Origin of the sequence: Brevundimonas sp. (assembly GCF_024711105.1) — a bacterium.
In the GTDB taxonomy this organism is placed as follows: Bacteria; Pseudomonadota; Alphaproteobacteria; order Caulobacterales; family Caulobacteraceae; genus Brevundimonas.
In genome coordinates this window covers 1-22,152 of the sequence record NZ_JANJTL010000169.1, presented here as the reverse complement: position 1 = coordinate 22,152, position 22,152 = coordinate 1, and the positions used below count along the sequence as shown (strand labels likewise).

Sequence of the window (22,152 nt, the reverse complement as noted above, 5' to 3'; positions counted from 1 at the left end):
GGAGAGTTGGTTCAGAACGCCTCGGCCGGGAGCGCCATCAGCACTTCGGCGCCGGACTTCAGCTTCTTCAGGTGAGCGCGGGCGTCCGGCAGGATGCGCTCGACGAAGTAGCGGCCCGTGGCCAGCTTGTTGGCGTAGAACGGATCGTCCGAGCCGGCGTCGATCTGCTTCTGGGCCGCGACCGCCATCTGGGCCCACATGTAGGCCATGGCCGTCAGGCCGAAGATGTGCAGGTAGTCGGTCGAGGCCGCGCCGGCGTTGTCCGGGTTCTGCATGCCGTTCTGCATCAGCCACATGGTGGCTTCCTGCAGCGTGCCCTTCGACTGGGTCAGGCCTTCGACGAACGGCTTTATCGCCTCGTTCGAGCCCTGCTCCGCGGCGAAGGCGTCGATGTCGGCGAACCAGGTCATGATCGCCCGGCCGCCATTGGCCGGCAGCTTGCGCCCGACGAGGTCCAGCGCCTGAACGCCGTTTGTGCCCTCGTAAATCATGGTGATGCGCGCATCGCGCAGATACTGGCTGGCCGGGAAGTGCTCGGTGTAGCCCGAGCCACCGTGCACCTGCATGGCCAGCGACGCTACGTGGAACCCCTTGTCGGTCAGGTAGGCTTTCACCACCGGCGTGATCAGGCCCATGTAGTCGCGGGCCTTGGTGGCGGTGGCCTCGTCGTCCGAGCGTTGCAGGTCGGCCTGCAGCGCGGTCCATAGGATGAAGGCCTGGCCGCCTTCGACGAAGGCCTTGGCCTCCATCAGCATGCGGCGCACGTCCGGATGGACGATGATCGGATCGGCCGGGCCGTCCGGGTTCTTCGGGCCCGTCAACGAGCGGCCCTGCAGCCGCTCCTTGGCGTACTCGACGGCGGCCTGATAGGCGGCCGTGCCGATGGCGTGGCCCTGCAGGCCGGTGCCCAGGCGCGCCTCGTTCATCATGACGAACATGGCCGCCATGCCCTTGTTCTCGGTCCCGACGAGCCAGCCCTTGGCGCCCTCGTAGGACATGACGCAGGTGGCGTTGCCGTGGATGCCCATCTTGTGTTCGAGCCCGGCGCACTCGACGCCGTTGCGTTCGCCCAGCGAGCCGTCGTCGTTGACCAGGAACTTGGGCACCACGAACAGGCTGATGCCCTTGATGCCTTCCGGCGCGCCTTCGATGCGGGCCAGGACCAGGTGGATGATGTTGTCGGTGAAGTCGTGCTCGCCCGACGAGATCCAGATCTTCTGACCCGTGATCGAATAGGAGCCGTCGCCGTTCGGGACCGCCTTGGTGCGGATCAGGCCCAGGTCCGTGCCGCATTGGGGCTCGGTCAGGTTCATTGTGCCGCCCCACTCGCCGGCGGCGAGCTTGGGCAGGTACTTGGCCTTCTGCTCGTCGGAGCCGTTGGCGTGCAGGCCCTCGTAGCAGCCGTGGGTCAGGCCCGGGTACATGGAGAAGGCCGGCGAGGCCGCGGCGGTGAACTGGCCGAACGCCATACCGACGATGGCCGGCATGCCCTGGCCGCCGTATTCCGGGTCACAGGTCAGGCTGGGCCAGCCGGCGGCGACCATCTGCTGGTAGGCCTCCTTCCAGCCGGTCGGGCCGGTGACCTTGCCGTTGTCCCACTTGCAGCCTTCCTGGTCGCCGACACGGTTGAGCGGCGCGATGACCTCCTCGGCGAACTTGGCGCCTTCCTCCAGGATCTGCTGGACGAGGTCCGAGGACACATCCGCGAAGCCGGGCTGGTTCGAATAGCGGTCGATCTCCAGCACCTCGTTCAGCACGAAGGTCAGGTCGCGGACGGGCGCCTTGTAGGCCATGGTCAGGCTCTCGCTTTGAAGGGCTGGGGATGGTCGGGGTTCAGGCGGGACTTCAGGACCTCAGCGTATTCCTCGGCGCCCGGCAGCAGGTCCGGCCGGAACTCCGCGAGTTTCTGCTCCATCCACTGACAGGCTTCCTCGGCCGTCTGGATGGCGCCCTCGATGTCCTCACGCTGTTGCTTGAGGGCCTCGATCTGGGCCCGGTGGCGGCGCAGGGCGACCGCCATCTGATGGGCGTTGTGGTCCTTGCGGTCGTAGAGATCCAGCATGTCCTGGATCTCCTGCAGGGTGAAGCCGATGCGGCGGCCTCTGAGGATCAGCTTGAGCCGCGCCCGGTCGCGCGCGTCATAGACCCGCGTCTGGCCCTTGCGCGCCGGTGTCAGCAGCCCCTTGTCCTCATAGAAGCGCAGCGCCCGCGCCGTCGCCCCGAACTCGCGGCACAGCTGGCGGATCGAATAGGTGCGGTGGTCGTCGGCGGACATGGCCCGCATTCATGCCCGAACTTGACGCGGACGTAAAGGGAAGCTTCAGACCAGACCGTAGGCGGCGCCCGCCTCACGGATACGTTCGATCTTCCTTGCGAACGCCGACCAGTCGTCCCGTTCCGCGATCGGCGACCAGATCGCCTCGACCTCATCGATGAGCATCGTCTCGGGGTCGGGACGGCTGAAGACCGGGTGAGCCAGCCGCTCGGGCCGGTCCGGTGTGTGCGCCGACAGCGCCTCTTCGAACGCGGCGAAGGCCGCGCCGCGATAGATGTCCTCGCGAGGACCGGACAGCGCCCGCTCCCGCGACGCCGTCCCGCAATACCAGTCGAAGAACAGCGGCTCGAAGCCGAGCGCCTCGCCGCCCTCGGCCATCAGTTCGAAGGTGGTCTCAATCAACCGCTGCGCCGCCGTCTCGCCGGCGTCCAGAAGACCAAGCCGCGCCCGGAGGGCCGCATGGCTCTCGCGCACATAGGCGGGTCCGAAGGCGTTGAGCGCCTCGACGAGCTGCGACTCCTCAGCCAGCGGGCGCAACGTCCCGGCCAGCTGGCGCAGGTTCCAGAAGACGGCCTCGGCCTGGCGGCCGAAGCTGTAGAGGCCGATGCGGTCGAAATAGGCGGCGGTGAAGTTCGCATCGAGCTGCGGCAGGAAGCGCCAGGGTCCGTAGTCGAAGCTCTCGCCAGTGACGTTCAGGTTGTCGGTGTTGAGCACGCCGTGGACGAAGCCCACGGCCGTCCAGCGCGCGACGAGCCGGGCGCTTGCTCCAACGACGGCGCGCAGCACGCCCGCCGGGCCTTCCGCGTCGGGATGATAGGTCGCGCGCACGTGCTCAACGAGCTGCGCCAGCAGGTCGCTGCGCTCAAAGAAGGCCAGCCGCTGGAAGGTCCCGATGCGCACATGGCCGTGCTGCAGCCGGACCATGACCGAGCCACGCGTCGGCGAAGGTTCGTCGTGGCGTTCGAGCTCCTCGCCGGTCTCGACCAGGCTGAGGATGCGGCAGGTCGGAACGCCGAGCGCCTGCAGCATCTCGGAGGCCAGCACCTCGCGCACCCCGCCTTTGAGCGTAAGGCGCCCGTCGCCGTCGCGACTCCAGGGCGTACGCCCTGAGCCCTTGGTGCCGAGATCAAGCAGTCGTCCGCGGTCGTCCCGTAGCTGCGCCGCCAGGAACCCACGGCCGTCGCCGATATCCGGGTTGTAGGTGCGGAACTGGTGCCCGTGATAGCGCATGGCCAGCGGCGCCGGCTGCCCGGGCAGGGGATCGAACCGTGCGAAGTGAGCCAGCCACTCGGTCTCGGTCAGGGCGTCGAGCCCCACGGTCCGCGCCGCCCTCTGATCGCGCCAACGCAGCAGGGCCTGTGGGAATAGCGCGGCTTGCACTGGGTCCTGGAACTCGGGTCCCAGCTCCGCGAATTTCGGATCAGGCAGGTATGCGGCAGACACGGGCATCGTGACGCAGGTGCGCCGTGCGGCGGCGCCGCGCAAGCGCCACAACGGAATCCGGCCCCGGTGATCGCTCACCGGGGCCGGGCGGACCTGACCGTGGCGGGGGGAGGGAAGACGGCCGGCCCGCGACCCGTCAGAACCGATAGGTGGCCGTCAGCCGCCAGCTGGAGATGTCGAAGCGCGTGTCCGATCTGCGCATATCGGTCCCGGTCGGGTTCACGATAAGAAACGGGTTCGTCGGCGGCGCGGTCCCAGGGCCGGCGCGGACGGTGTAGTCGCCATCCTCCAAAGACGTCCGAAGGTACTCGAGCCCCAGGCTAACCCGGTCGTTGACGGCGAACTCGGCGCCGGCGCCGATCTGGACGCCCATGACGGCGTCATCGTCGCGCTCGGTGAAACTGTTCGCGCCATTCGAGGTGGTGAAGTCACGGCTGACCTCGCCGTAGGCCAGTCCCGCCGTCCCGTAGGCCATGACCCGGCCCCAGGCGTAGCCAAACCGGCCCCGTATCGCCGTGATGTAGTCGACCTCGCGGGTCATGGCGTAGCGGGCCGGCGTGGTCGAGAAGGCTGAGACGCTGTCGTCCACCTCCGCCGAGCTCACCTCCGCCAGCAGGCCGTAAACGAAGGCACCGGACTGCCAGTCGTAGCCGAGCCGAACGCCGAAGTCGCCGCCGTCCGAATCCTCGGCGCACCCGCCCGCCGGCGTCGGCGACGTCGCCAGGCCGTCGCAGAACCCAGGCGAGAAGGCGTTCGCGCCGCCCGAAGTCAGCACGGTGTCGTCGTATGCTCCGTCCTGATCGGTGTCGAAGAGGAAGGTCTCCCGGTCTTCGTTGTCGGCGTCGGCGTAGCCGGCGAACCCGGCGACGTAGGGCCCCGACCACGGGCCGGACTGGGCCAGCGCGGGGGAGGCCGCGAGAGCGAGGGCTGTCGCCCCCAGGTACAGAAGTCGCATGCGATCGATCCTTCGTCACAAGTTGCCGCCATCCGGCCGGAGGGCGGGTTCAGGCCTGCGACGCCTCCCCGATCGAGCTACGGACCTTCGTCACCTTCGGATGCGATGCTCTTGCCAGCCGGGCGGCTTTCGGCTCGATTGCGCGGCTGTCGATCTGGGAGGATCTGCGTGAGCGACACCGCTACGGCCGCCGGCCGCAAAACTTTCTTCGGCCATCCGCGTGGCCTCGTCGTCCTGTTCTTCGCCGAGATGTGGGAGCGCTTCTCCTACTACGGCATGCGGGCCCTGCTGGTGCTGTTCCTGGTCCAGCACTTCCTGATGAGCCAGGGCGAGGCGGCCGAGACCTACGCCGCCTATGCGGCGCTCGTATACCTCCTGCCGATCGTCGGAGGCGCCATCGCCGACCGCTGGCTGGGTGCGCGAAAGGCGGTGACCATCGGCGCGCTGTTCCTCGTGGCGGGCCACTTCGCCATGGCCTTCGAAGGTTCGGGCGGACGTCAGTTCATCACCGTCGGCGGGCAGGAATACGAGGTCCAGACGGTCGGCCGCGACCAGGACCGCCAGCAGTTCGCCGTCCTCGGCGACGAGCGAACGCCTATCGCCTTCGGCACGGACGGCCTGACGCGCGACCCCGCGCTCGACAGCTCGCTGCCCGCGGTCACGCCTCCCGGCCAGTACGAGGAGCGCGTCGTGCGCGACATCAACGGCGAGAGCACCGTGCTGCTCGCCATGGCCCTGATCGTCGTGGGCGTCGGCTTCCTGAAGGCCAACATCTCAAACGTTGTGGGCGCCCTCTATGAGGAGGGCGACCGTAAGCGGGACGCCGGCTTCACCTGGTTCTACGTCGGCATCAACCTGGGTTCGCTGCTGGCCAAGATCCTCTGCGGCTGGATCGGCATCACTTACGGCTGGGCCTACGGCTTCGGTCTGGCGGGCATCGGCATGCTGCTGGGCCTCATCGTCTTCCAGCTCGGCCAGCCGTGGCTCGAGGGCAAGGCGGGGCCGCCGCCCGAAATGGAAGGCAGGAAGGGCCTGTTCGGTGTTCCCTACGGCGCCCTGTTCACCATTGGCGGGGTGGTCGCGGTCATCCCGACCTGGATGCTGCTCCGACGCCACGAACTGGTCGAGACCGGCCTGACCTGGCTGGCCCCCGCCATCTTCGCGGCGATGATCATCTGGTCGATCTTCGTGCTGAAGGGCGAGACGCGCAGCCGGATGCTGGCGGCGCTGGTGCTGACCATCTTCTCGGTGCTGTTCTGGATGCTGTTCGAACAGGCCGGGTCGTCCCTGACGCTGATGGCGCAGAACTCGGTCGAAATGCCGTCCTTCATCAACGCGGCCCAGTCGAACCTGGTGAACCCGCTGATGATCGTGATCCTGGGGCCGCTGTTCGCGATCCTGTGGCAGACGCTGGCGGCGCGCGGCGCGGAGCCTTCGACCCCGGTCAAGTTCTCGCTCGCCCTGGTGATCATGGGCGCCAGCTTCATCATGCTGGCGTGGGCGACGGCCACCCAGGCGAACGAAATTTATCGCATCGCCTTCCTGTGGCTGGCCCTGACCTATGTCATGCACACAATCGCCGAACTGATGATCAGCCCCATCGGCCTGTCGATGATCACCAAGCTGTCGGCGCCCAAGGTCGTCGGCGTGATGATGGGCGTCTGGTTCCTGTCCAGCTCGCTGGCGCACGCGCTCGGCGGCGTCGTCGCCCGGATGACCGCGACCGAAACTATCGGCGGCGTGGTCACTGATCCGGCCGCGGCGCTCGCCACCTATGGAGAGGTTTACAACCTCTTCGGCTGGGTCGCGGTCGGCGTCGGCGCGGTGCTGCTGCTCGGCTCGCCGGTGCTGAAGCGGATGATGGCGGGGGTGCGCTAAGCCCCCGCCGCAAGGGCTTCACGGGCCGTTACGGCTTGTAAACCCTTAGCGTTGGTGGTCCTATCCGCCCCCTCAGGGGGGCGGAGCGGCGCGCTTGAATGCGCCGTCCGCCACAGGAAACGCATAGGGCTTCAATGAACATAGTGATTTTGCTGGGGATACTGGTCACGGTCGTGACCGGGCTCCCGGTTCTGATGCAGATGCTCAAGGGCCACCCCAGGGGCCTGATCATCCTCTTCTTCGCCGAGATGTGGGAGCGCTTCTCCTACTACGGGATGCGCGGCATCCTGATCTTCTATCTGACCCAGCACTTCCTTTTCGACGACGCCACGGCCAACTCGACCTACGGGTCCTACACCTCGCTGGTGTACCTACTGCCCCTGATCGGCGGCATCGTCGCCGACCGCTGGCTCGGGACCCGCAAGGCCATCGCCTTCGGCGCCCTGCTGCTGGTGGCCGGTCACGGCCTGATGGCCTACGAGGGCCGCCCCGCAACCGAAACCCTGACCTACGCCGGCGCGTCCTATGAGATCGCGTCCGAGGGGCGCGGCTCCAACCGCGAGATCGGTATCGTGGTCGACGGCGAGCGCTACGCCTTTGGCGCGGGCGAGGACGGAGGTCTGGCCATCGAGGGCCTGCCCGCCGGATCGGCCCTGCCCGCCGCCCTGCCGGCAGGCTCCTACACCATGGAGCAGACCCGCGACTCCAATGGCCTGAACGCATTCTACCTGGCGGTGTCGCTCATCATCATGGGCGTCGCCTTCCTCAAGCCGAACATCTCTTCGATCGTCGGCCAGCTTTACCCGCAGGGCGATCCGCGCCGGGATTCGGGCTTCACCCTCTACTATTACGGAATCAACCTCGGGGCGTTCTGGGCCGCTGTGCTGTGCGGCTATCTCGGACAGACGGTCGGCTGGTGGGCCGGCTTCGGCCTGGCCGGCGTCGGCATGGCGCTCGGCTTCGTCGTGTTCGTGCTCGGCAAGCCGCTTCTGCAGGGCAACGGCGAGCCGCCCAATCCGGAGCGCCTCAAGCGCCCGGTGGTCGGTCCGGTCAACACGGAATGGCTTATCTACGCCCTCGGCATCCTGGCGGTGCCGCTGGTCTGGTTCATGGTCCAGCGCAACGCCCTGGTCGGCACGGTGCTGAGCTTCTCCACCGTGGCGGCGCTGGCGGCCATCGTCGCCATCATCGTGCTGGGCGCCAAGACCTGGACCGCCCGCAAGCAGATGATCCTGGCCACCGTCCTGATCGGCGGCGCGGTCGTGTTCTGGACCCTGTTCGAACAGGCCGGCACCTCGCTGAACCTGTTCACCGACCGCAACGTCGACCTGAACCTGACCGACGGGCCGGTGCGGTTCCTCGGCCTCCTGGCGGGCACGCCCGGTCAGCTGGCCGCGGCGGGCATCCAGCCTTCGGGCTTCTGGATCGACACCACCATCACCGCGGCCCAGACCCAGTCGTTCAATGCGGGCTTCATCCTGATCTTCGCGCCGGTCTTCGCCGCCCTGTGGGCCGGCCTCGGGCGCCGGGGCCAGGACCCCAACCCGATGCTGAAGTTCGCGCTCGGCCTTCTGCAGGCCGGCCTGGGCTTCCTCGTCGTAGTCTGGGCGGCCCAGTTCGGTCTGGTAAACGAAGCCTTCGCCGTGCCGCTGTTCATGCTGGCGGCCCTGTACCTGCTGCACACGACCGGCGAGCTCTGCCTGTCGCCGGTTGGTTTGTCGCAGATCACGAAGCTCAGCCTGCCGTCAGTGGTCAGCTTCATGATGGCCGTGTGGTTCCTGTCGTCCTCTATCGCCCAGTTCGTCGGCGGCCAGATCGCGGCCCGGCTGGGCACCGAGACGGTCGGCGGCCAGGTGCTCGACCCACAGGCGGCGCTGGAGACCTCACTGGGCGGCTTCGCCCAGATGGGTTGGGCCGGCGTGATCTGTGGCGCGGTCTTCTTCGTCCTCAGCTTCATTATTGGAGGCTGGGGCCGGGACGCGGACAACTCGCCCGGGCCTTCGCTGACCGACCGCGGGACGGAGGACGGCAATGTCGCCGATCCGAACTCCGTCGACGGCGGCCGGCCGACCCCGGTCTAGCCTTGACGGCGGGGCGGCCTGCGGGCCGCCCCGTCCTTCGTTTCGGGAACCCCATGCACCGACGAAACCTCCTCATCGGCATCGGCGGCCTGACGCTCGCCGCCTGTGCAACCACGCCCACGCGCGCGCCCTTCATCTCCGACCGGATCGGCGTGACGGCGCAGGGCTCAGGTCCGGACGTCATCCTGATCCCGGGCCTGACTTCGCATCCGGAAATCTGGGACGACACCGCGGCTCATCTGGCCGGACGCTATCGCGTGCACCGAGTCTGGGTCTCAGGCTTCGCGGGCCGCCCGGCGGAGGCGAACGCCTCGGGCGAGCAGGTCGGGCAGCCCGTCGCGGCCGAGATCGCCCGCTACATAGCCGAGCAGGGCCTGGCGCGACCCGCGGTGATCGGTCACTCGATGGGCGGCTGGATCGGCATGGTCCTGGCCGCGCGCCACCCGGACCTCGTCGGCCGGCTGATGGTCGTGGACATGCTGCCCTTCATGGGGGCGATGTTCGGACCTCCCGGGGTCACGCCGGACCAGCTGCGCCCGATCGCCGATCAGATCCGCGACGGCATCCGCAACACCCCGCTCGACGGGCGCGAGGCCCAGGCGGCCCAGACGATCGCCGGAATGGTGCGCACCGAATCCCTGCGCGCCGGGCCCATCCGCCACACGCTCGAGAGCGACTATGACGTGGCTGGGCGCGCCTTCCATGAGCTGGTGGTCACCGACCTTCGACCCGAGTTGTCCAACATCACCGCCCCGGTCACGGTGCTCTACGTGACGCCGACGGGCGCGCCTTTGACCGACGCCCAGCTCGACGCCTTCTACCAGCTATCCTACGCGAACGTGCCGGGCGCGCGGCTGGTGCGGGTTCCCGACGCGGCCCATTTCATCATGTTCGACAATCCGACCCGCTTCTTCGCCGAGGTGGACGCCTTTCTTTCGGCGGAATGAGGCCGGAAAAACTTCGCCGGGCGCGCGCCCGGCCTTGACCGTCGTGAAGGGTCTGGCAAGGCGGGCGTGATTTTGATCAGCCGGGCATCGCGCGAGGATCGGGAATGAGCCACGGCCACGGGGGCGGGGAAAGGTCGGCCAGACGGTCTCCTATGGGCCGCCTGCTCTACTGGACGGCCGTGCTCGGCGTCTGGGGGCTGATTTTCTCCGTCGTCTTCTTCGCCGTGTTCGCCCGCGGTCTGCCGGACACGTCGAGCCTGGACGCCATCCAGCGCGTGCCGTCGGTCACCTATCTCGATCGCAACGGCGTACTGATCGCCGCGCGCGGCTCGGAACAGACCCAGTCGGTCGACCTTGAGACCCTGCCGGACTATGTGCCGGCCGCCTTCATCGCCATCGAGGACCGGCGCTTCTATCACCACCCCGGGTTTGACCCGATCGGCATGGTGCGGGCCATCGTCGCCAACATGCGCGCGGGCCGGGTGGTGCAGGGCGGCTCGACCCTGACCCAGCAGCTGGCCAAGAACCTGTTCCTGACGCCCGACCAGACCATGAAGCGCAAGATCCAGGAGATCATGCTCGCGGTGTGGATGGAGCTGCGCTTCACCAAGGAGGAGATTCTCACCCTCTATCTGAACAGGGTCTATTTCGGCGCCGGCGCCTATGGGATCGAGGCGGCCGCCCAGCGCTATTTCGACAAGAGCGCGCGCGAGCTCACGGTCGGCGAAGCCGCCCTGCTGGCCGGCCTTCTGAAGGCGCCCTCGCGCTACAGCCCGCTGTCGGAGACCGAGCGCGCCGCGGGCCGGGCGACCGTCGTGCTCAATGAGATGGAGGAGGCGGGCGTCATCACCGCGGAGCAGCGCGAGGCCGCGGTTCTCGAGCCGGTCCGTGTCTCGCGCACCTTGGCGACGCAGCACGCCCAGTATTTCGTCGACTGGCTGGATCGCGAGGTCCGCAGTCTGATCGGCGAGAATTCCGAGGACCTGATCGTCGAAACCACCCTGGACCTGACGCTCCAGGCCCAGGCCGAGCGTGCGGTGCAGACGATCCTGGAACGCGACGGCGAACGCGGGGTCGAGCAGGCGGCGCTGGTGGCGGTCGACGGCGAGGGCAGGGTGCGCGCCATGATCGGCGGCGGCTCCTACACCGACAGCCAGTTCAACCGCGCGGTCGACGCGCGCCGCCAGGCCGGGTCATCCTTCAAGCCGTTCGTCTATCTGGCGGCCATGGAGGCCGGCTACACGCCGGACACGCCTGTCGAGGATCAGCCGCTGACGATCGGCAACTGGTCGCCGCGCAACTATGACGGCCGCTTCCGGGGCCGGATGACGATGCAGCAGGCCGTGGCCGGTTCGATCAATACGGTCGCCGCCTATGTCGCCGATCGGGTCGGTCGTGATCGCGTGGCCTCGGCGGCGCGACGTCTCGGCATCACGTCTCCGGTGAACCTGCAGCCCGCCATGGCGCTGGGCGCCGTCGAGGTCAGTCCGCTGGAGATGGCCCAGGCCTATGCCGCTTTCGCAAACGGCGGACGCCGCGCGCGCGCCCACGGCATCACCCGAATCCGAACCCGCGAAGGCCGGGTGCTCTATCAGCGCGCCGAGGGCGGGGCCCAGCAGGTCATCAACAATCCGCCGCTCTACTACATGAACCAGATGCTGCGCTCGGTGATCACCGGCGGCACGGCCACGGCGGCCGCGATCGAGGGATATGACCTGGCCGGCAAGACCGGCACCACATCGGACTACAAGGACGCCTGGTTCGTCGGCTACACGGGCGGCTTCGTGACCGCCGTCTGGGTCGGCCGCGACGACAACACGCCGATGCGCCGGGTGACCGGCGGCGGTGCGCCGGCCGCCATCTGGCGCCGCTTCATGGCCGACGCCTTGCCGCGTCTGAACGTCCAGCGCATCCCCGACGGCCCGCCCATGCCCGAAGGCTGGCAGGACGGCCTGCAGAGCGAGGATCCGCTGGGCGACATCATGGACGGGCTCGAAGGCCTCTTCGGCGGTGGCGGCGAAGTCCAGCCGGGCGACCAGCCCGCCCCGGACGGCCAGCCGGCGCAGCCTCAACCGCAGCCGCAGCCGCAGCAGCCGACGCCCCAGCCCGCCCAACCGACGCCGGCCCAGCCGCCGCGGCCCTCCGGCGACCAGCCCCGCGAAGAGCGCGAGCCGCTGTTCTTCTGACCCCTCCGGGGAACTCTCGCCCCGCCCTTGGCCGTTCTCTCCCGGAAAGGAGACGATCATGGCCTGGGAAAGTCTGTGGCATATCGGCTGGGTGGTCCTCGGCGCCGTCCTCGCCTGGGGCCTGTGGCGCTATCACACGCGCAACAAGCGCAACGACCCGGTGAGCGAGGAAGCCACGCGCGAACTCTACGACCACCCCGAAACGTACGACGAGCGCCGGGAAGACCTGAACCAGGAACTGGAGCCCAAGCGCTGACGGCCCCTTGATCGTCGGCGCTGGATGACGCCCACTGCGCCCGAACCCAGGGCGCACGCATGCTGAAGGACCGCGCGGAACCAAGGCTGCTCTCCGGCGGCAATCCGCAGATCTCCAAGGGCTACGGCGAGGGCCCCGTCCAGGCCTGGATCGCCGCCGCGCCGGGCTGGAAGTCCGAGGCCGGCGCCCGGCTCGACGCCCTGGTCACCCGGACCGTGCCGGGCGTGAAGAAGGCGGTGAAGTGGAACTCGCCCCTCTACGGCGCGGAGGAGGGCGACGTCTGGTTCCTCAGCTTCCATGCCATGACCCACTACCTGAAGGTGGCGTTCCACAACGGCGTGGAGCTCGACCCGCCGCTCCCGGTCGGCTCGAAACAGCCGCGGGTGCGCTACCTGCACATCGGCGAGGACTTCGACTGGTCCGACCCCCAGCTGGCTCCCGCGATCACCGAGACGGTGAAGTGGCGCAAACCCACCAACCCCGACGGCGTCCCCGTCTGGGAGCGCGGCGGGATCCTCCTGACCGGCGAGACCTACAAGACCTACGTCAAGCTGACCTTCATGCGCGGCGCGGCCCTGCCGGACCCGGCCCGCCTGTTCAACGCCAGCCTGGAGGCCGGGACCCGCCGGGCCATCGACATTCGCCAGGGCGATGTGGTCAACGGCGCCGCCTTCATGGCACTGGTCCAGGCCGCTGTGGCGGAGAACCTGAAAGGCGCTTGAGTCGTTGGAGTCCGGACTCATGAACCCGGAGGCGCCCATGGCCGCCCGTCCTACCTGGCAAGGCCAACTCAAGCTGTCGCTCGTGACCTGTCCGGTCGCGCTCTATACGGCCACGTCGTCGAGCAGCAACATCAGCTTCCACCTGATCAATCCGGAGACCAACAACCGCATCCGGATGGTCACGACCGACCCCGAGACCGGCCCGGTCGAGCGCTCGTCCCTGGTCAAGGGCTATGAGGTGTCCAAGGGCGAATACGTGCTGTTCGGCGACGAGGACTTCGAAAAGGTCCGGCTGGAATCGACCCGCACCATCTCCATCGACAAGTTCGTCGACGAGACCGAGATCGACCGCCTCTACTGGGATGACCCCTTCTACGTCGTGCCCGAGAAGGGCGTGGGCACCGAGGCCTTCGCTGTCATTCGCGAGGCCATGAAGAACGCCGGCAAGATCGCCATCGGCTGTCTCGTCCTGCGCGGCAAGGAGCGCCAGCTGGCGCTTGAGGTCCACGGCAAGGGACTGGTCGCCTACACCTTGCGGGCCCACGACGAGGTCCGCCAACCGGAGGAGTTCTTCGACGACATCCCGGCGGTGAAGGCCGACAAGGACATGGTCGAGATCGCCACCCGCCTGATCGCCCAGAAGGAGGCGGACTTCGATCCCTCGGAGTTCAAGGACCGCTACGACGACGCGCTGCGCGAGATGATCGAGGCCAAGAAGAAGGGTCAGGGCGTGGTCGAGGCGCCCGAGCCGGAGGACACCAACGTCATCGACCTCATGGAGGCGTTGCGCGCCAGTCTGAAGGGCTCGGCCTCATCCGCCCGCCGCGCCCCGGCCAAGAAGCCTGCCGCAAAGAAGGCGCCCGCCAAGAAGCCCGCGGCGAAGAAAAAGAAGGCGGCCTAGAGCACCTTCTTCAGCATCGGCTTCAGGCTCACCTCACCTGCGCGGAAATCCTTCCAGGGGTCGGGCTTCTTCAGCAGGGCCTCGGCGTTGTGGATCGTATAGGCCTTGGGGTTCAGGCCCGACTTCACTTGGGCCCAGCTGATCGGAAAGGCGATGGTGGCCCCGGGCCGGGCGCGCGGAGACCAGGGCCCTACCGCCGTCGCCATGCGCCCGTTGCGCAGATAGTCGAGGAAGATTTTCCCGCCCCGCGCCTTCTTGGCCAGGGTGGTCGTAAACCGGTCCGGCTGATCCGCGCGGATCAGCTCGCAGACCGCCTTGGCGAAGGCCTTGCACTCGTCCCACTCGACCCGGCTACGCGCATCCGCCTTGATCGGGACGACCACATGCAGGCCCTTGCCGCCCGTGGTCTTCACGAAGGGGCTGAGGCCGAGGTCCTCGAGCTTCTTTCGGACGACCTTGGCGGCCGAGATCACGTCCCCGAAGTCCAGGCCCTCGTCCGGGTCGAGGTCGAAGGTGATCTGCTCGGGCGTCTCCGGATCGCCCGCCTTGCAGCCCCAGGGGTGCAGCTCCAGCCCGCCCGACTGGCCGATGGCCACCAGGCCGCCGACGTCCGTGACGGCGACGTAGGGCTTTCTCTCCTTCACATCCATCAGCTTGAGACGCGGGTTGGAGCCCGGCATGGCGTGGCGCTGGAAGAACCGCTCGCCCTCGATCCCGTCCGGCGCCCGGATGATCGACACAGGCCGGTCGGCGACGTGCGGCAGGATGCGCTCGGCGGCCATGGCGTAATAGCGCACGAGGTCCGCCTTGGTGACGGCGGCCCCCAGGTCCGAGGCGGGCCACAGCACCTTGTCGGCGTTTGAGATCGACACGCCTTCGACGACCAGCTTGCCGGACTTGCCGGCGACGGCGGGGCTGGGCACCTGGGGCCTGTCGGTGACGTCGGCGGCGGTCTTGTCCTCGCGCAGCCCCTTGTAGGCCGCCTGGCGGATGGAGCCGGTGTCGGTGTAGCCGCCGTGCTCGATCTCGGCGACCAGCACGGGCTTGACCCAGTGCACGGTCTGGCCGGCGGCGCGGGTCTTTCGGGGCGCGCCCTTGCCGACGAAGGGGCTGGTCTCCGACGGGTTCGCCTTGAGCGCCGGAAGCAGCGTCTTCAGCAGGGGCTGGGCGTAGCCCGTGCCGACCCGGCCAAGGTGGCGCAGGCCGTCCTTCTCGCGCACGCCGACGATCAGGGAGCGGAAGCGGTCGCCCTCCGACGTCCAGCCGCCGATGACCACCTCGTCGCGGCCCCGGCACTTGGACTTGACCCAGGTCGTGGAGCGGCCGGCCTGATAGGGGGCATCCAGCTTCTTGGAGATCACCCCCTCCAGGTCCATCCGGCAGGCGCTTTCCAGCACCGCCTGGCCGGTGGTGGCGAAGTGATCGACGTAGCGGATGCGGCCGCGCGCGGACTTGGGGATGCGGTCGATATAGGCCTTCAGCCGCGCCTTGCGGTGGGTGAGGGGCAGCTTGCGCAAGTCCTCGGGTCCCTCGAACAGAAGGTCGAAGGCGAAATAGACCAGGTCGCCGGTCTTGCCGTCCGAGATGGCTGCCTGCAGGGCCGAGAAGTCCGGCATGTGGTTGTCGGCGAGCGCGCACAGCTCGCCGTCGATCACGGCGTCGGGCCACTGGGCCGCGTCCGCGGAGTGCTCCCTGAACTTGGCCGACCAGTCCAGGCCCTTGCGCGTGTAGAGCTTCGCCTTGCCGCCCCCGACGCCGATCTGGATGCGGTAGCCATCGAACTTGATCTCGTGGGCCCAGCCGGCGGCCTGGGGCGGATAGTCCGCCACCTTGCACAGCTGAATCGGGACGAACGCGGGCGGACGGTCGGCCTTCTCGGTCACGGCGCGGCGGGCCTCGGGCTTCTTCGGAGCCTTCTTGTCGGTTTTCTGAGACGACTTCCACTGGCGGCGGCCTTCGGCGATCTCGGCCAGGCTCCGGCCGGTGGTCACCGACGCGTCGATCTCCATGTTGGCGTCGCCCTCGCCCGGCACGGCGTAGGCGTCCTTCTCCTTGATCAGCAGCCAGTTGTTGCGCCTGGACGGCTTGCCGCGGTCGCCCTTCAGCCGGATCAGGGCCCACTTTCCTTCCAGCCGGCTGCCGTGGAGCACCATCTTGACCGAGCCCTTTTCGAAGGCGCGGTCGATATCCTCCTCCTGCGGCTCCCAGGTCCCGGTGTCCCACATCTGCACCGTGCCGGCGCCGTAGTTGCCCGCGGGGATCGTGCCTTCGAAGGAGTCATAGTCCAGCGGGTGGTCCTCGACCTCGACGGCCAGCCGCTTGACCGCCGGATCGCGCGACGGCGCCTTGGTCACGGCCCACGACTTCAGCACCCCGTCGTGCTCGATGCGGAAGTCGTAGTGCAGCCGCCTCGCGGCATGGCGCTGGATCAGGAACCGGCCGCCCAGCTGCTTGCGCGGGGTCTTGCGGCCCTTGGGTTCGGGGGTGTCCCCGAAGTTCCGCATCCGCTGATAGGTGTCGAGTTCGCCGCGCGCCGCCATGAGTTCCTCCGCGGGACCAACGCCCGAGACGAAACTTCGCTTCCCGTGGCGGGAACGGAGCCAAGCTTGACAGGTTAAGCCCCGGAGCCTTGAATTGCGGGACATGCACAAATTGATCGAACCAACGGCGCAGGGCGAAGGCCCGGCGTCGCCACGGCCGCGTCCTCCTGCGATCGAGCCTGGGCGTGACGCCCTGTTCCTGGACCTGGACGGGACCCTGGCCGCCATTCGGCCCCATCCCGGGGACGTCGGTCCCGAGGCGCGCCGCACCGAACTGCTGCGCCGGCTGGCCGAACGCCTGTCCGGCCGTCTGGCCGTCGTCACCGGCCGCTCGCTGGAAGAGGCCGACCGCATCCTCGACGGCGCCTGCGGGCCACTTGCCGCCGTGCACGGCCTGGTGGTGCGCGGACCCGACGGCCAGCTCGACACGCCCGAGGCGTCCGCCGCCGTCGCCCAGGCGCGCCAGGCGCTGACCGACTTCGCCGAGGAGCGCGACGGTCTGCTTATCGAGGACAAGGGGGTCAGCGTCGGCCTTCACTTCCGGGGCGCCCCGGACCTTCAGGGCGAGGCGGAGCGCCTCGGCCACGCCCTGGCCGAGCGGCACGGCCTTGTGGCCCAGCCTGGCGACATGGTGTTCGAGCTGCGCCAGCCGGGTGCCGACAAGGGCTCGGCGGTGCGCCGCCTGATGGCGCTGGAGCTGTTCGAGGGCTATCGCCCGATCTTCGTCGGCGACGATCTGACCGACGAGGACGGCTTCGCCGCCGCCCAGGACCTCGGCGGCCATGCTGTGCTGGTCGGGGCGCGCGAACCTTCGGGCGCGGACTACGGACTGTCGGACGTGGAGGCGGTCTTCGCCTGGCTCGAAGAGGCCGTGGCGTGAGCATCGACCTGAATCTCGCGCCCATCGGCAACTGCGCGGTCAGCGCCCTGGTCGATTCCGGCGGGCGCATGGTCTGGGCCTGCCTGCCGAGGGTCGATTCCGATCCCTTCTTCTCCAGCCTGCTGAACGGGATCGAGCCGTCCGGAGACGACGCGGCCGGAGTCTGGACGGTGGAGGCCGCCCGGCCGGCCCGTTGCGAACAGACCTATCTGCGCAACACCGCCGTGCTACGCACCCTGATCACCGACGAGACGGGCGCCTCGTTCGAGGTCCTCGACTTCTCGCCCCGGCTGAAGCTGTTCGGGCGGACCTTCCGACCACCGGCCTTCGCGCGGCTGGTCCGTCCGGTCTCGGGCGCGCCGCGCATCCGGGTCCGGATGCGGCCCACCCAGAACTGGGGCGAGGGCCCCGCACCGGCGCGCGCCGGCTCGAACCACATCAGCTACCAGGGCGCCGACATGGCCGTGCGCCTGAACACCTCCGGGTCGGTTTCGGCCATTCTGGAGGAGCGCATCTTCCGGCTTGAGGAGCCGCTCGCCCTCTACCTCGGACCCGACGAACCGTTCGACGGCGACGTGCTCTCGGGCGTGGAGCGCTTCCTCGCCGAGACCAAGCAGTACTGGCGCGAGTGGGTCCGCACGCTCGCCATCCCGCTCGACTGGCAGGCCGAGGTGATCCGCGCGGCCATCACGCTCAAGCTCTGCGTCTATGAGGAGACCGGGGCGATCGTCGCGGCCATGACGACCTCGGTCCCTGAGTTCCCCGACAGCGGCCGTAACTGGGACTATCGGTACTGCTGGATCCGCGACGCCTACTACGTCGTCCAGGCGCTGACGCGGCTGGGCGCGGCGGACATCCTGGAGAACTACCTCGCCTATCTGAGAAACATCATCGACGCGGCCGACGGCGGCCATATCCAGCCGCTCTACGGCGTAGGCATGGAGGCCGAGCTGACGGAGCGGGAGGCCGAGCACCTCGCCGGCTATCGCGGCATGGGCCCGGTCCGGATCGGCAACCAGGCGCACGAGCACATCCAGAATGACGTGTACGGACAGATTGTCCTGTCGACGATCCAGGCCTTCTTCGACGAGCGCCTGCTGAGGCCCGCCAATCTGGAGGACTTCGTCTCGCTGGAGCGGGTGGGCGAGCAGGCCTTCCGCCTCTACGACAGCCCCGACGCCGGCCTGTGGGAACTGCGCACGCGGGCGCACATCCACACCTACAGCGCCGCCATGTGCTGGGCCGCCTGCGACCGGCTGGCCAAGGCCGCGGACCGGCTGGAGCTGCCCGACCGGGCCGAACACTGGCGCGGCCGCGCCGCCACCGTGCGCGCCGCGATCGAGGCCCGCGCCTATGTCGAGGGCGAGAACAAGTTCTCGGCCATGTTCGACGTCGACGAACTGGACGCCTCCCTGCTCCAGCTGGTCGACCTGGGTTTCATCAGCCCGGAGGATCCGCGCCACCGGGGCACCCTTCGGGCGGTCGAGAAGGGCCTGAAGAAGGGCTCGAACCTCTTCCGATATATCACCCCGGACGACTTCGGCGAGCCCGAGGCGGCCTTCAACTTCTGCACCTTCTGGTACATCGAGGCGCTGCAGCGCGATGGCCAGACGGAGGCCGCGCGCAGCCTGTTCGAGGAGATGCTGGCCCGGCGCAATTCCGTGGGGCTGCTGTCCGAGGACATCAGCCTGGAAGACGGCACGCTGTGGGGGAACTATCCGCAGACCTACTCCCTGGTCGGGCTGATCAACTGCGCGAGCCTGCTGTCGCGACCGTGGAGCACGGCGCGATGAGCCGGCTGATCGTCATCTCCAACCGCGTCACTCCCGCTGATGGCGAAGGCAAGGCGGGCGGCCTCGCCGTCGCCCTCACCGCCGCCCTGAAAGCGTATTCCGGCATCTGGTTCGGCTGGAGCGGCGAGACGACCGAGCACTTCACCGGCGAGGCTCATATCCGCGAGGCGGGCGGGGTCACGACAGCCGTCGTCGACCTCGAGCCCGAGGACGTGGCCGAATATTACGACGGCTACGCCAATGCGACCCTGTGGCCGCTGTTCCATTATCGCATCGACCTGACCGCCTACGACCGGGCCTTCGACAAGGGCTACCAGCGAGTCAACCGCGCCTTCGCCAAGGCCCTGTTTCCCCTGATCCAGGCGGACGACCTGATCTGGGTGCACGACTACCACCTGATCCCGATCGCGGAGGAGTTGAGGGCGCTCGGGGCGCAGAACCCGATGGGCTTCTTCCTCCACATTCCGTGGCCGGCCCACCAGGTGTTCACGACCCTGCCGCGACACCGCGACCTGGTGAAGGCGCTGTTCGCCTATGACCTGGTGGGCTTCCAGACCGACGATTCGGTGGAGGCGCTGCAGGGCTATGTGCTGGAGGAGGCAGGGGGTGCGGTCGCGGACGACGGCCGGCTGGCCTGCTTCGGGCGCAAGGTGCGGGTGAAGGCCTTTCCCATCGGGCTGGATTTCGATGGCTTCCAGGCGCAAGCCGAGTCTCGCGCCGCCGTACGCACCTATGATCGCATGGCTGCGCATGGAGCCTTCCGTACACTGATCGTCGGCGTCGAGCGGCTGGACTACTCCAAGGGCATCGATGAACGGCTCAGCGGTTTCGAGCGCTTCCTGGAGCGCTATCCCGACCAGGCGCGGCAGGTGATGATGCTCCAGATCGCGCCGTCGTCGCGCGAGTCGGTCGAGGCCTATCAGGACCTGCGGGACCGGATCGCGGCCCGCGTCGGAGACATCAACAGCCGGTACGCCGACGTCGACTGGGCGCCGATCCGTTATGTGAACCGAGGCTATTCGCGGGCTGAGCTGGCGGGGGTGTACCGGGCCTGCAAGGTCGGCATCGTCACGCCGCTCCGCGACGGCATGAACCTGGTCGCCAAGGAGTATGTGGCCGCCCAGGACGTGAACAATCCCGGTGTGCTGATCCTGTCGCGCTTCGCCGGGGCGGCCTCGCAACTGAGCGAGGCGCTGATCGTCAATCCCTACGATCCCGACAACATCGCCGACGCGCTGCACCGGGCCATCGACATGCCGCTGGACGAGCGCCGGGACCGGCATGCGGCGCTGCTGGAGAACGTGCGAACCCAGGACGTGCGCTGGTGGCGGGACGACTTTGTCGAGACCCTGAAGGCTGAAGGCGTGTCAGTCCTCGAGGGGCCACAGCCAGGCGGCGCCGCGGACGCCTGACGAATCCCCGTGCGCGGCCCGCCGCACGGGCGTGGTCAGGGTGTCGGAAAAGACGTAGGGCCGCATCGCCTCGGCCGCGCCGTCGATGATTTCGGGAACGTTCGACAGTCCGCCGGCGATGACGAAAACGTCCGGGTCCATGAGGTTCACCACATTGGCCAGCGCCCGGCCCAGCCGGTCGCGATGCCGCGCCAGGGCCGCAGCGGCGTCCGGATCGCCTTCGCGCGCCTCGCGGATGATCTCGTCGCCCTTCAGCGCGCGGCCCGACGCCTCTCGGAAGTCGCGCTCCAGGCCGGAGCCCGAGAGATAGGTCTCAAGGCAGTTGGAATGGCCGCACCAGCAGCGCGTGCCCGGAACCTCGTCAGTGCGCGGCCAAGGCAGGGGGGTGTGGCCCCATTCGCCGGCCACGCCGTTGCGCCCCTGGATCAGCCGCCCGTTCACCATCAGCCCGCCGCCGCAGCCGGTGCCCAGAATGATGGCGAACACCACGTCGCCGTCACCGCCCGCGCCGTCCATGGCCTCGGACAGGGCCATGCAATTGGCGTCGTTGGCGACCCGAACGGGACGCTCCAGCCTCCGCTCCAGGTCGTCATTCAGCGGCATGCCGTTCAGCCAGACGCTGTTGGCGTTCCGCATCCGGCCTGACACTGGCGAAAGCGAGCCGGGGACACCGACGCCGACGCGGGCGAAGCGCTGGCCGGTCTCGGCCTCGACCGCCTCGACGAGCCCGGCGACGGTCTCGAGCAGGGCGCCATATTCGCCCGGATTGGGCCGACGGATGCGGCTGACCACCTGTCCGTCGTCGGCGACGGCGGCGGCCTCGATCTTGGTGCCGCCGAGGTCGATCCCGAGGCGAAGGCGAGAGGTGCTCATCCGCCGCTTCTAGGGCCTCAGGCGGCCCGCGCGAAGAAGGGGCGTGCGAGCTTCAGGTCATGGACGAAGCGCGCGTACTCCTCGGCCTTGGCCCCCTCGTCGGGTAGGCGCAGCAGGTAGGAGGGGTGGACGGTGATCAGCGCCTGGGCGCCGCCTTCGCGGAAGCCCAGCACCCGGCCGCGGTTCTTTCCGATCGGCATGGCGCGTCCGAACAGAGACTGGGCCGCCGTCGCGCCCATGGCGATGACGAGGTCCGGCTTGATCAGATCCAGCTCCCGTTCGACCCAGGGACGGCAGGCGCGGATCTCGCCGCCGTCCGGCTTGGAGTGAATCCGCCGCTTGCCCCGCGGGACGAATTTGAAGTGCTTCACCGCATTGGTGACATAGGCCTTCCTGCGGTCGACCCCCGCTTCTGCCATGGCCTTGTCGAGCATCTTGCCGGCGGGTCCCACGAACGGATGGCCGACGAGGTCCTCCTGGTCGCCGGGCTGCTCGCCGACGATGACCACGCGGGCGTTCTTCGGGCCTTCGCCGAAGACGGTCTGGGTGGCGGGCGCCCACAGCGGACAGGCGCGGCAGTCCATGGCCTCGGCGCGCAGGGCCTCCAGCGTCCCTGCCTGGGGCGCGGCGATGTCGGCCCCGCGCGGCAGGCGCTGGGGCCGGGCGTTGGGGGCGGTGGTCCCGGCGGCCACCATCTGGTCGCTCCTGCGCTGCGCGTCCTCGATCAGAGGAGCAATGAGCCGCGCCTCCGGCAGGTTCCGCCAGTATTTGACCGGCATCTCCGAGCGCATGGCCCCGATCTTCAGCCGGGCCGGGTTGAAGATCGAGGCGTAGTAGTCGCGCCAGAGGTCCTCCATGGCGTCCTCGCTGGGCGCGTCGGCCCGCGACGCCCCCTCGGCGATCGCCAGGGTTTCGCCGTCCCAGTGGGCGCTGGCCTCGGGCGTCAGGATCGACCAGCGCATGTTGGCGAAGCGGCGCACGAAGAAGGGGGCGTTGCGCTCCAGGATGTG

Annotated in this window: 17 protein-coding genes; 10 read left to right on the top strand and 7 right to left on the bottom strand. The window is 68.6% G+C overall.

Annotated features, from left to right (window positions below; translation table 11 throughout):
- Positions 1-11: 11 nt before the first annotated feature.
- From Q0M60_RS13465 to Q0M60_RS13450, 4 genes are all read right to left on the bottom strand, one after another.
- On the bottom strand, positions 12-1,793 hold the full coding sequence (locus Q0M60_RS13465) for an acyl-CoA dehydrogenase C-terminal domain-containing protein (RefSeq protein WP_296820423.1): 1,782 nt from the start codon (positions 1,791-1,793) through the stop codon (positions 12-14).
- 2 nt (positions 1,794-1,795) lie between these two features.
- Positions 1,796-2,275 carry a MerR family DNA-binding transcriptional regulator gene (locus tag Q0M60_RS13460; protein WP_296820421.1) on the bottom strand — a complete coding sequence of 160 codons (480 nt, stop codon included), beginning with the start codon at positions 2,273-2,275 and terminating at the stop codon, positions 1,796-1,798.
- 45 nt (positions 2,276-2,320) lie between these two features.
- Positions 2,321-3,724, bottom strand: a complete 1,404-nt coding sequence (locus Q0M60_RS13455; protein WP_296820419.1) for a protein adenylyltransferase SelO family protein — start codon at positions 3,722-3,724, stop codon at positions 2,321-2,323.
- A gap of 130 nt (positions 3,725-3,854) precedes the next feature.
- Positions 3,855-4,673, bottom strand: a complete 819-nt coding sequence (locus Q0M60_RS13450; protein WP_296820418.1) for an outer membrane beta-barrel protein — start codon at positions 4,671-4,673, stop codon at positions 3,855-3,857.
- 168 nt (positions 4,674-4,841) lie between these two features.
- Here Q0M60_RS13450 and Q0M60_RS13445 point away from each other — a divergent pair, with 168 nt between their 5' ends.
- The 7 genes from Q0M60_RS13445 to Q0M60_RS13415 all read left to right on the top strand — a co-directional run bounded on the left by Q0M60_RS13445 (position 4,842) and on the right by Q0M60_RS13415 (position 13,644).
- Positions 4,842-6,551: an oligopeptide:H+ symporter gene (locus tag Q0M60_RS13445; protein ID WP_296820416.1), complete on the top strand. Its 1,710-nt coding sequence runs from the start codon at positions 4,842-4,844 to the stop codon at positions 6,549-6,551.
- A gap of 134 nt (positions 6,552-6,685) precedes the next feature.
- Complete coding sequence (locus tag Q0M60_RS13440) at positions 6,686-8,632, top strand: oligopeptide:H+ symporter (protein WP_296820414.1); 1,947 nt, start codon at positions 6,686-6,688, stop codon at positions 8,630-8,632.
- A 53-nt stretch (positions 8,633-8,685) separates the two neighbouring features.
- Positions 8,686-9,579 (top strand): alpha/beta hydrolase, encoded by an 894-nt coding sequence (locus tag Q0M60_RS13435; RefSeq protein ID WP_296820412.1) that lies wholly within the window; start codon positions 8,686-8,688, stop codon positions 9,577-9,579.
- A gap of 104 nt (positions 9,580-9,683) precedes the next feature.
- Positions 9,684-11,765, top strand: coding sequence for a transglycosylase domain-containing protein (locus Q0M60_RS13430; protein ID WP_296820410.1), 2,082 nt, complete (start codon positions 9,684-9,686; stop codon positions 11,763-11,765).
- Between the two features lie 58 nt (positions 11,766-11,823).
- Positions 11,824-12,021, top strand: a complete 198-nt coding sequence (locus Q0M60_RS13425) for a hypothetical protein (RefSeq protein WP_296820408.1) — start codon at positions 11,824-11,826, stop codon at positions 12,019-12,021.
- Between the two features lie 59 nt (positions 12,022-12,080).
- The gene (locus Q0M60_RS13420) at positions 12,081-12,743 is read left to right on the top strand and encodes a DUF1801 domain-containing protein (protein WP_296820405.1); all 663 of its coding nucleotides are present in this window, start codon (positions 12,081-12,083) and stop codon (positions 12,741-12,743) included.
- Positions 12,744-12,780: 37 nt separating this feature from the next.
- Positions 12,781-13,644, top strand: coding sequence for a Ku protein (locus Q0M60_RS13415; protein ID WP_296820404.1), 864 nt, complete (start codon positions 12,781-12,783; stop codon positions 13,642-13,644).
- Here the strand turns inward: Q0M60_RS13415 and ligD are convergent.
- Entirely contained in the window at positions 13,641-16,184 is a 2,544-nt protein-coding gene (ligD, locus tag Q0M60_RS13410; protein WP_296820402.1) for a DNA ligase D, read from the bottom strand. The two genes, Q0M60_RS13415 and ligD, sit on opposite strands and share 4 nt — an antisense overlap.
- Before the next feature lie 103 nt (positions 16,185-16,287).
- On the opposite strand from ligD, the gene otsB reads away from it, so the two are divergent.
- Genes otsB through Q0M60_RS13395 form a run of 3 tightly spaced genes read left to right on the top strand, consistent with a single transcriptional unit; the run spans position 16,288 to position 20,269 of the window.
- Positions 16,288-17,064: a trehalose-phosphatase gene (gene otsB / locus Q0M60_RS13405; RefSeq protein WP_296820400.1), complete on the top strand. Its 777-nt coding sequence runs from the start codon at positions 16,288-16,290 to the stop codon at positions 17,062-17,064.
- On the top strand, positions 17,061-18,857 hold the full coding sequence (locus Q0M60_RS13400) for a glycoside hydrolase family 15 protein (protein ID WP_296820398.1): 1,797 nt from the start codon (positions 17,061-17,063) through the stop codon (positions 18,855-18,857). Before otsB ends, Q0M60_RS13400 begins: the two co-directional genes overlap by 4 nt.
- Complete coding sequence (locus Q0M60_RS13395; RefSeq protein WP_296820396.1) at positions 18,854-20,269, top strand: trehalose-6-phosphate synthase; 1,416 nt, start codon at positions 18,854-18,856, stop codon at positions 20,267-20,269. The genes Q0M60_RS13400 and Q0M60_RS13395 overlap by 4 nt, the downstream gene beginning before the upstream one ends.
- On the opposite strand, the gene Q0M60_RS13390 is transcribed toward Q0M60_RS13395, so the two are convergent.
- Together Q0M60_RS13390 and Q0M60_RS13385 are read right to left on the bottom strand one after the other, a co-directional pair.
- The gene (locus tag Q0M60_RS13390) at positions 20,225-21,142 is read right to left on the bottom strand and encodes an ROK family protein (RefSeq protein ID WP_296820394.1); all 918 of its coding nucleotides are present in this window, start codon (positions 21,140-21,142) and stop codon (positions 20,225-20,227) included. The two genes, Q0M60_RS13395 and Q0M60_RS13390, sit on opposite strands and share 45 nt — an antisense overlap.
- A gap of 17 nt (positions 21,143-21,159) precedes the next feature.
- Positions 21,160-22,152, bottom strand: a 993-nt coding sequence (locus Q0M60_RS13385) for a UdgX family uracil-DNA binding protein (RefSeq protein WP_296820393.1), incomplete at its 5' end; no start/stop codon positions are given.

Excerpts from the sequence above, each read along its gene's own strand:
- Q0M60_RS13465 (WP_296820423.1), bottom strand. The coding sequence starts at position 1,793 with ATGGCCTACAAGGCGCCCGTCCGCGACCTGACCTTCGTGCTGAACGAG.
- Q0M60_RS13460 (WP_296820421.1), bottom strand. The coding sequence starts at position 2,275 with ATGTCCGCCGACGACCACCGCACCTATTCGATCCGCCAGCTGTGCCGC.
- Q0M60_RS13455 (WP_296820419.1), bottom strand. The coding sequence starts at position 3,724 with ATGCCCGTGTCTGCCGCATACCTGCCTGATCCGAAATTCGCGGAGCTG.
- Q0M60_RS13450 (WP_296820418.1), bottom strand. The coding sequence starts at position 4,673 with ATGCGACTTCTGTACCTGGGGGCGACAGCCCTCGCTCTCGCGGCCTCC.
- Q0M60_RS13440 (WP_296820414.1), top strand. The coding sequence starts at position 6,686 with ATGAACATAGTGATTTTGCTGGGGATACTGGTCACGGTCGTGACCGGG.
- Q0M60_RS13435 (WP_296820412.1), top strand. The coding sequence starts at position 8,686 with ATGCACCGACGAAACCTCCTCATCGGCATCGGCGGCCTGACGCTCGCC.
- Q0M60_RS13430 (WP_296820410.1), top strand. The coding sequence starts at position 9,684 with ATGAGCCACGGCCACGGGGGCGGGGAAAGGTCGGCCAGACGGTCTCCT.
- Q0M60_RS13425 (WP_296820408.1), top strand. The coding sequence starts at position 11,824 with ATGGCCTGGGAAAGTCTGTGGCATATCGGCTGGGTGGTCCTCGGCGCC.
- Q0M60_RS13420 (WP_296820405.1), top strand. The coding sequence starts at position 12,081 with ATGCTGAAGGACCGCGCGGAACCAAGGCTGCTCTCCGGCGGCAATCCG.
- Q0M60_RS13415 (WP_296820404.1), top strand. The coding sequence starts at position 12,781 with ATGGCCGCCCGTCCTACCTGGCAAGGCCAACTCAAGCTGTCGCTCGTG.
- ligD (WP_296820402.1), bottom strand. The coding sequence starts at position 16,184 with ATGGCGGCGCGCGGCGAACTCGACACCTATCAGCGGATGCGGAACTTC.
- otsB (WP_296820400.1), top strand. The coding sequence starts at position 16,288 with ATGCACAAATTGATCGAACCAACGGCGCAGGGCGAAGGCCCGGCGTCG.
- Q0M60_RS13395 (WP_296820396.1), top strand. The coding sequence starts at position 18,854 with ATGAGCCGGCTGATCGTCATCTCCAACCGCGTCACTCCCGCTGATGGC.
- Q0M60_RS13390 (WP_296820394.1), bottom strand. The coding sequence starts at position 21,142 with ATGAGCACCTCTCGCCTTCGCCTCGGGATCGACCTCGGCGGCACCAAG.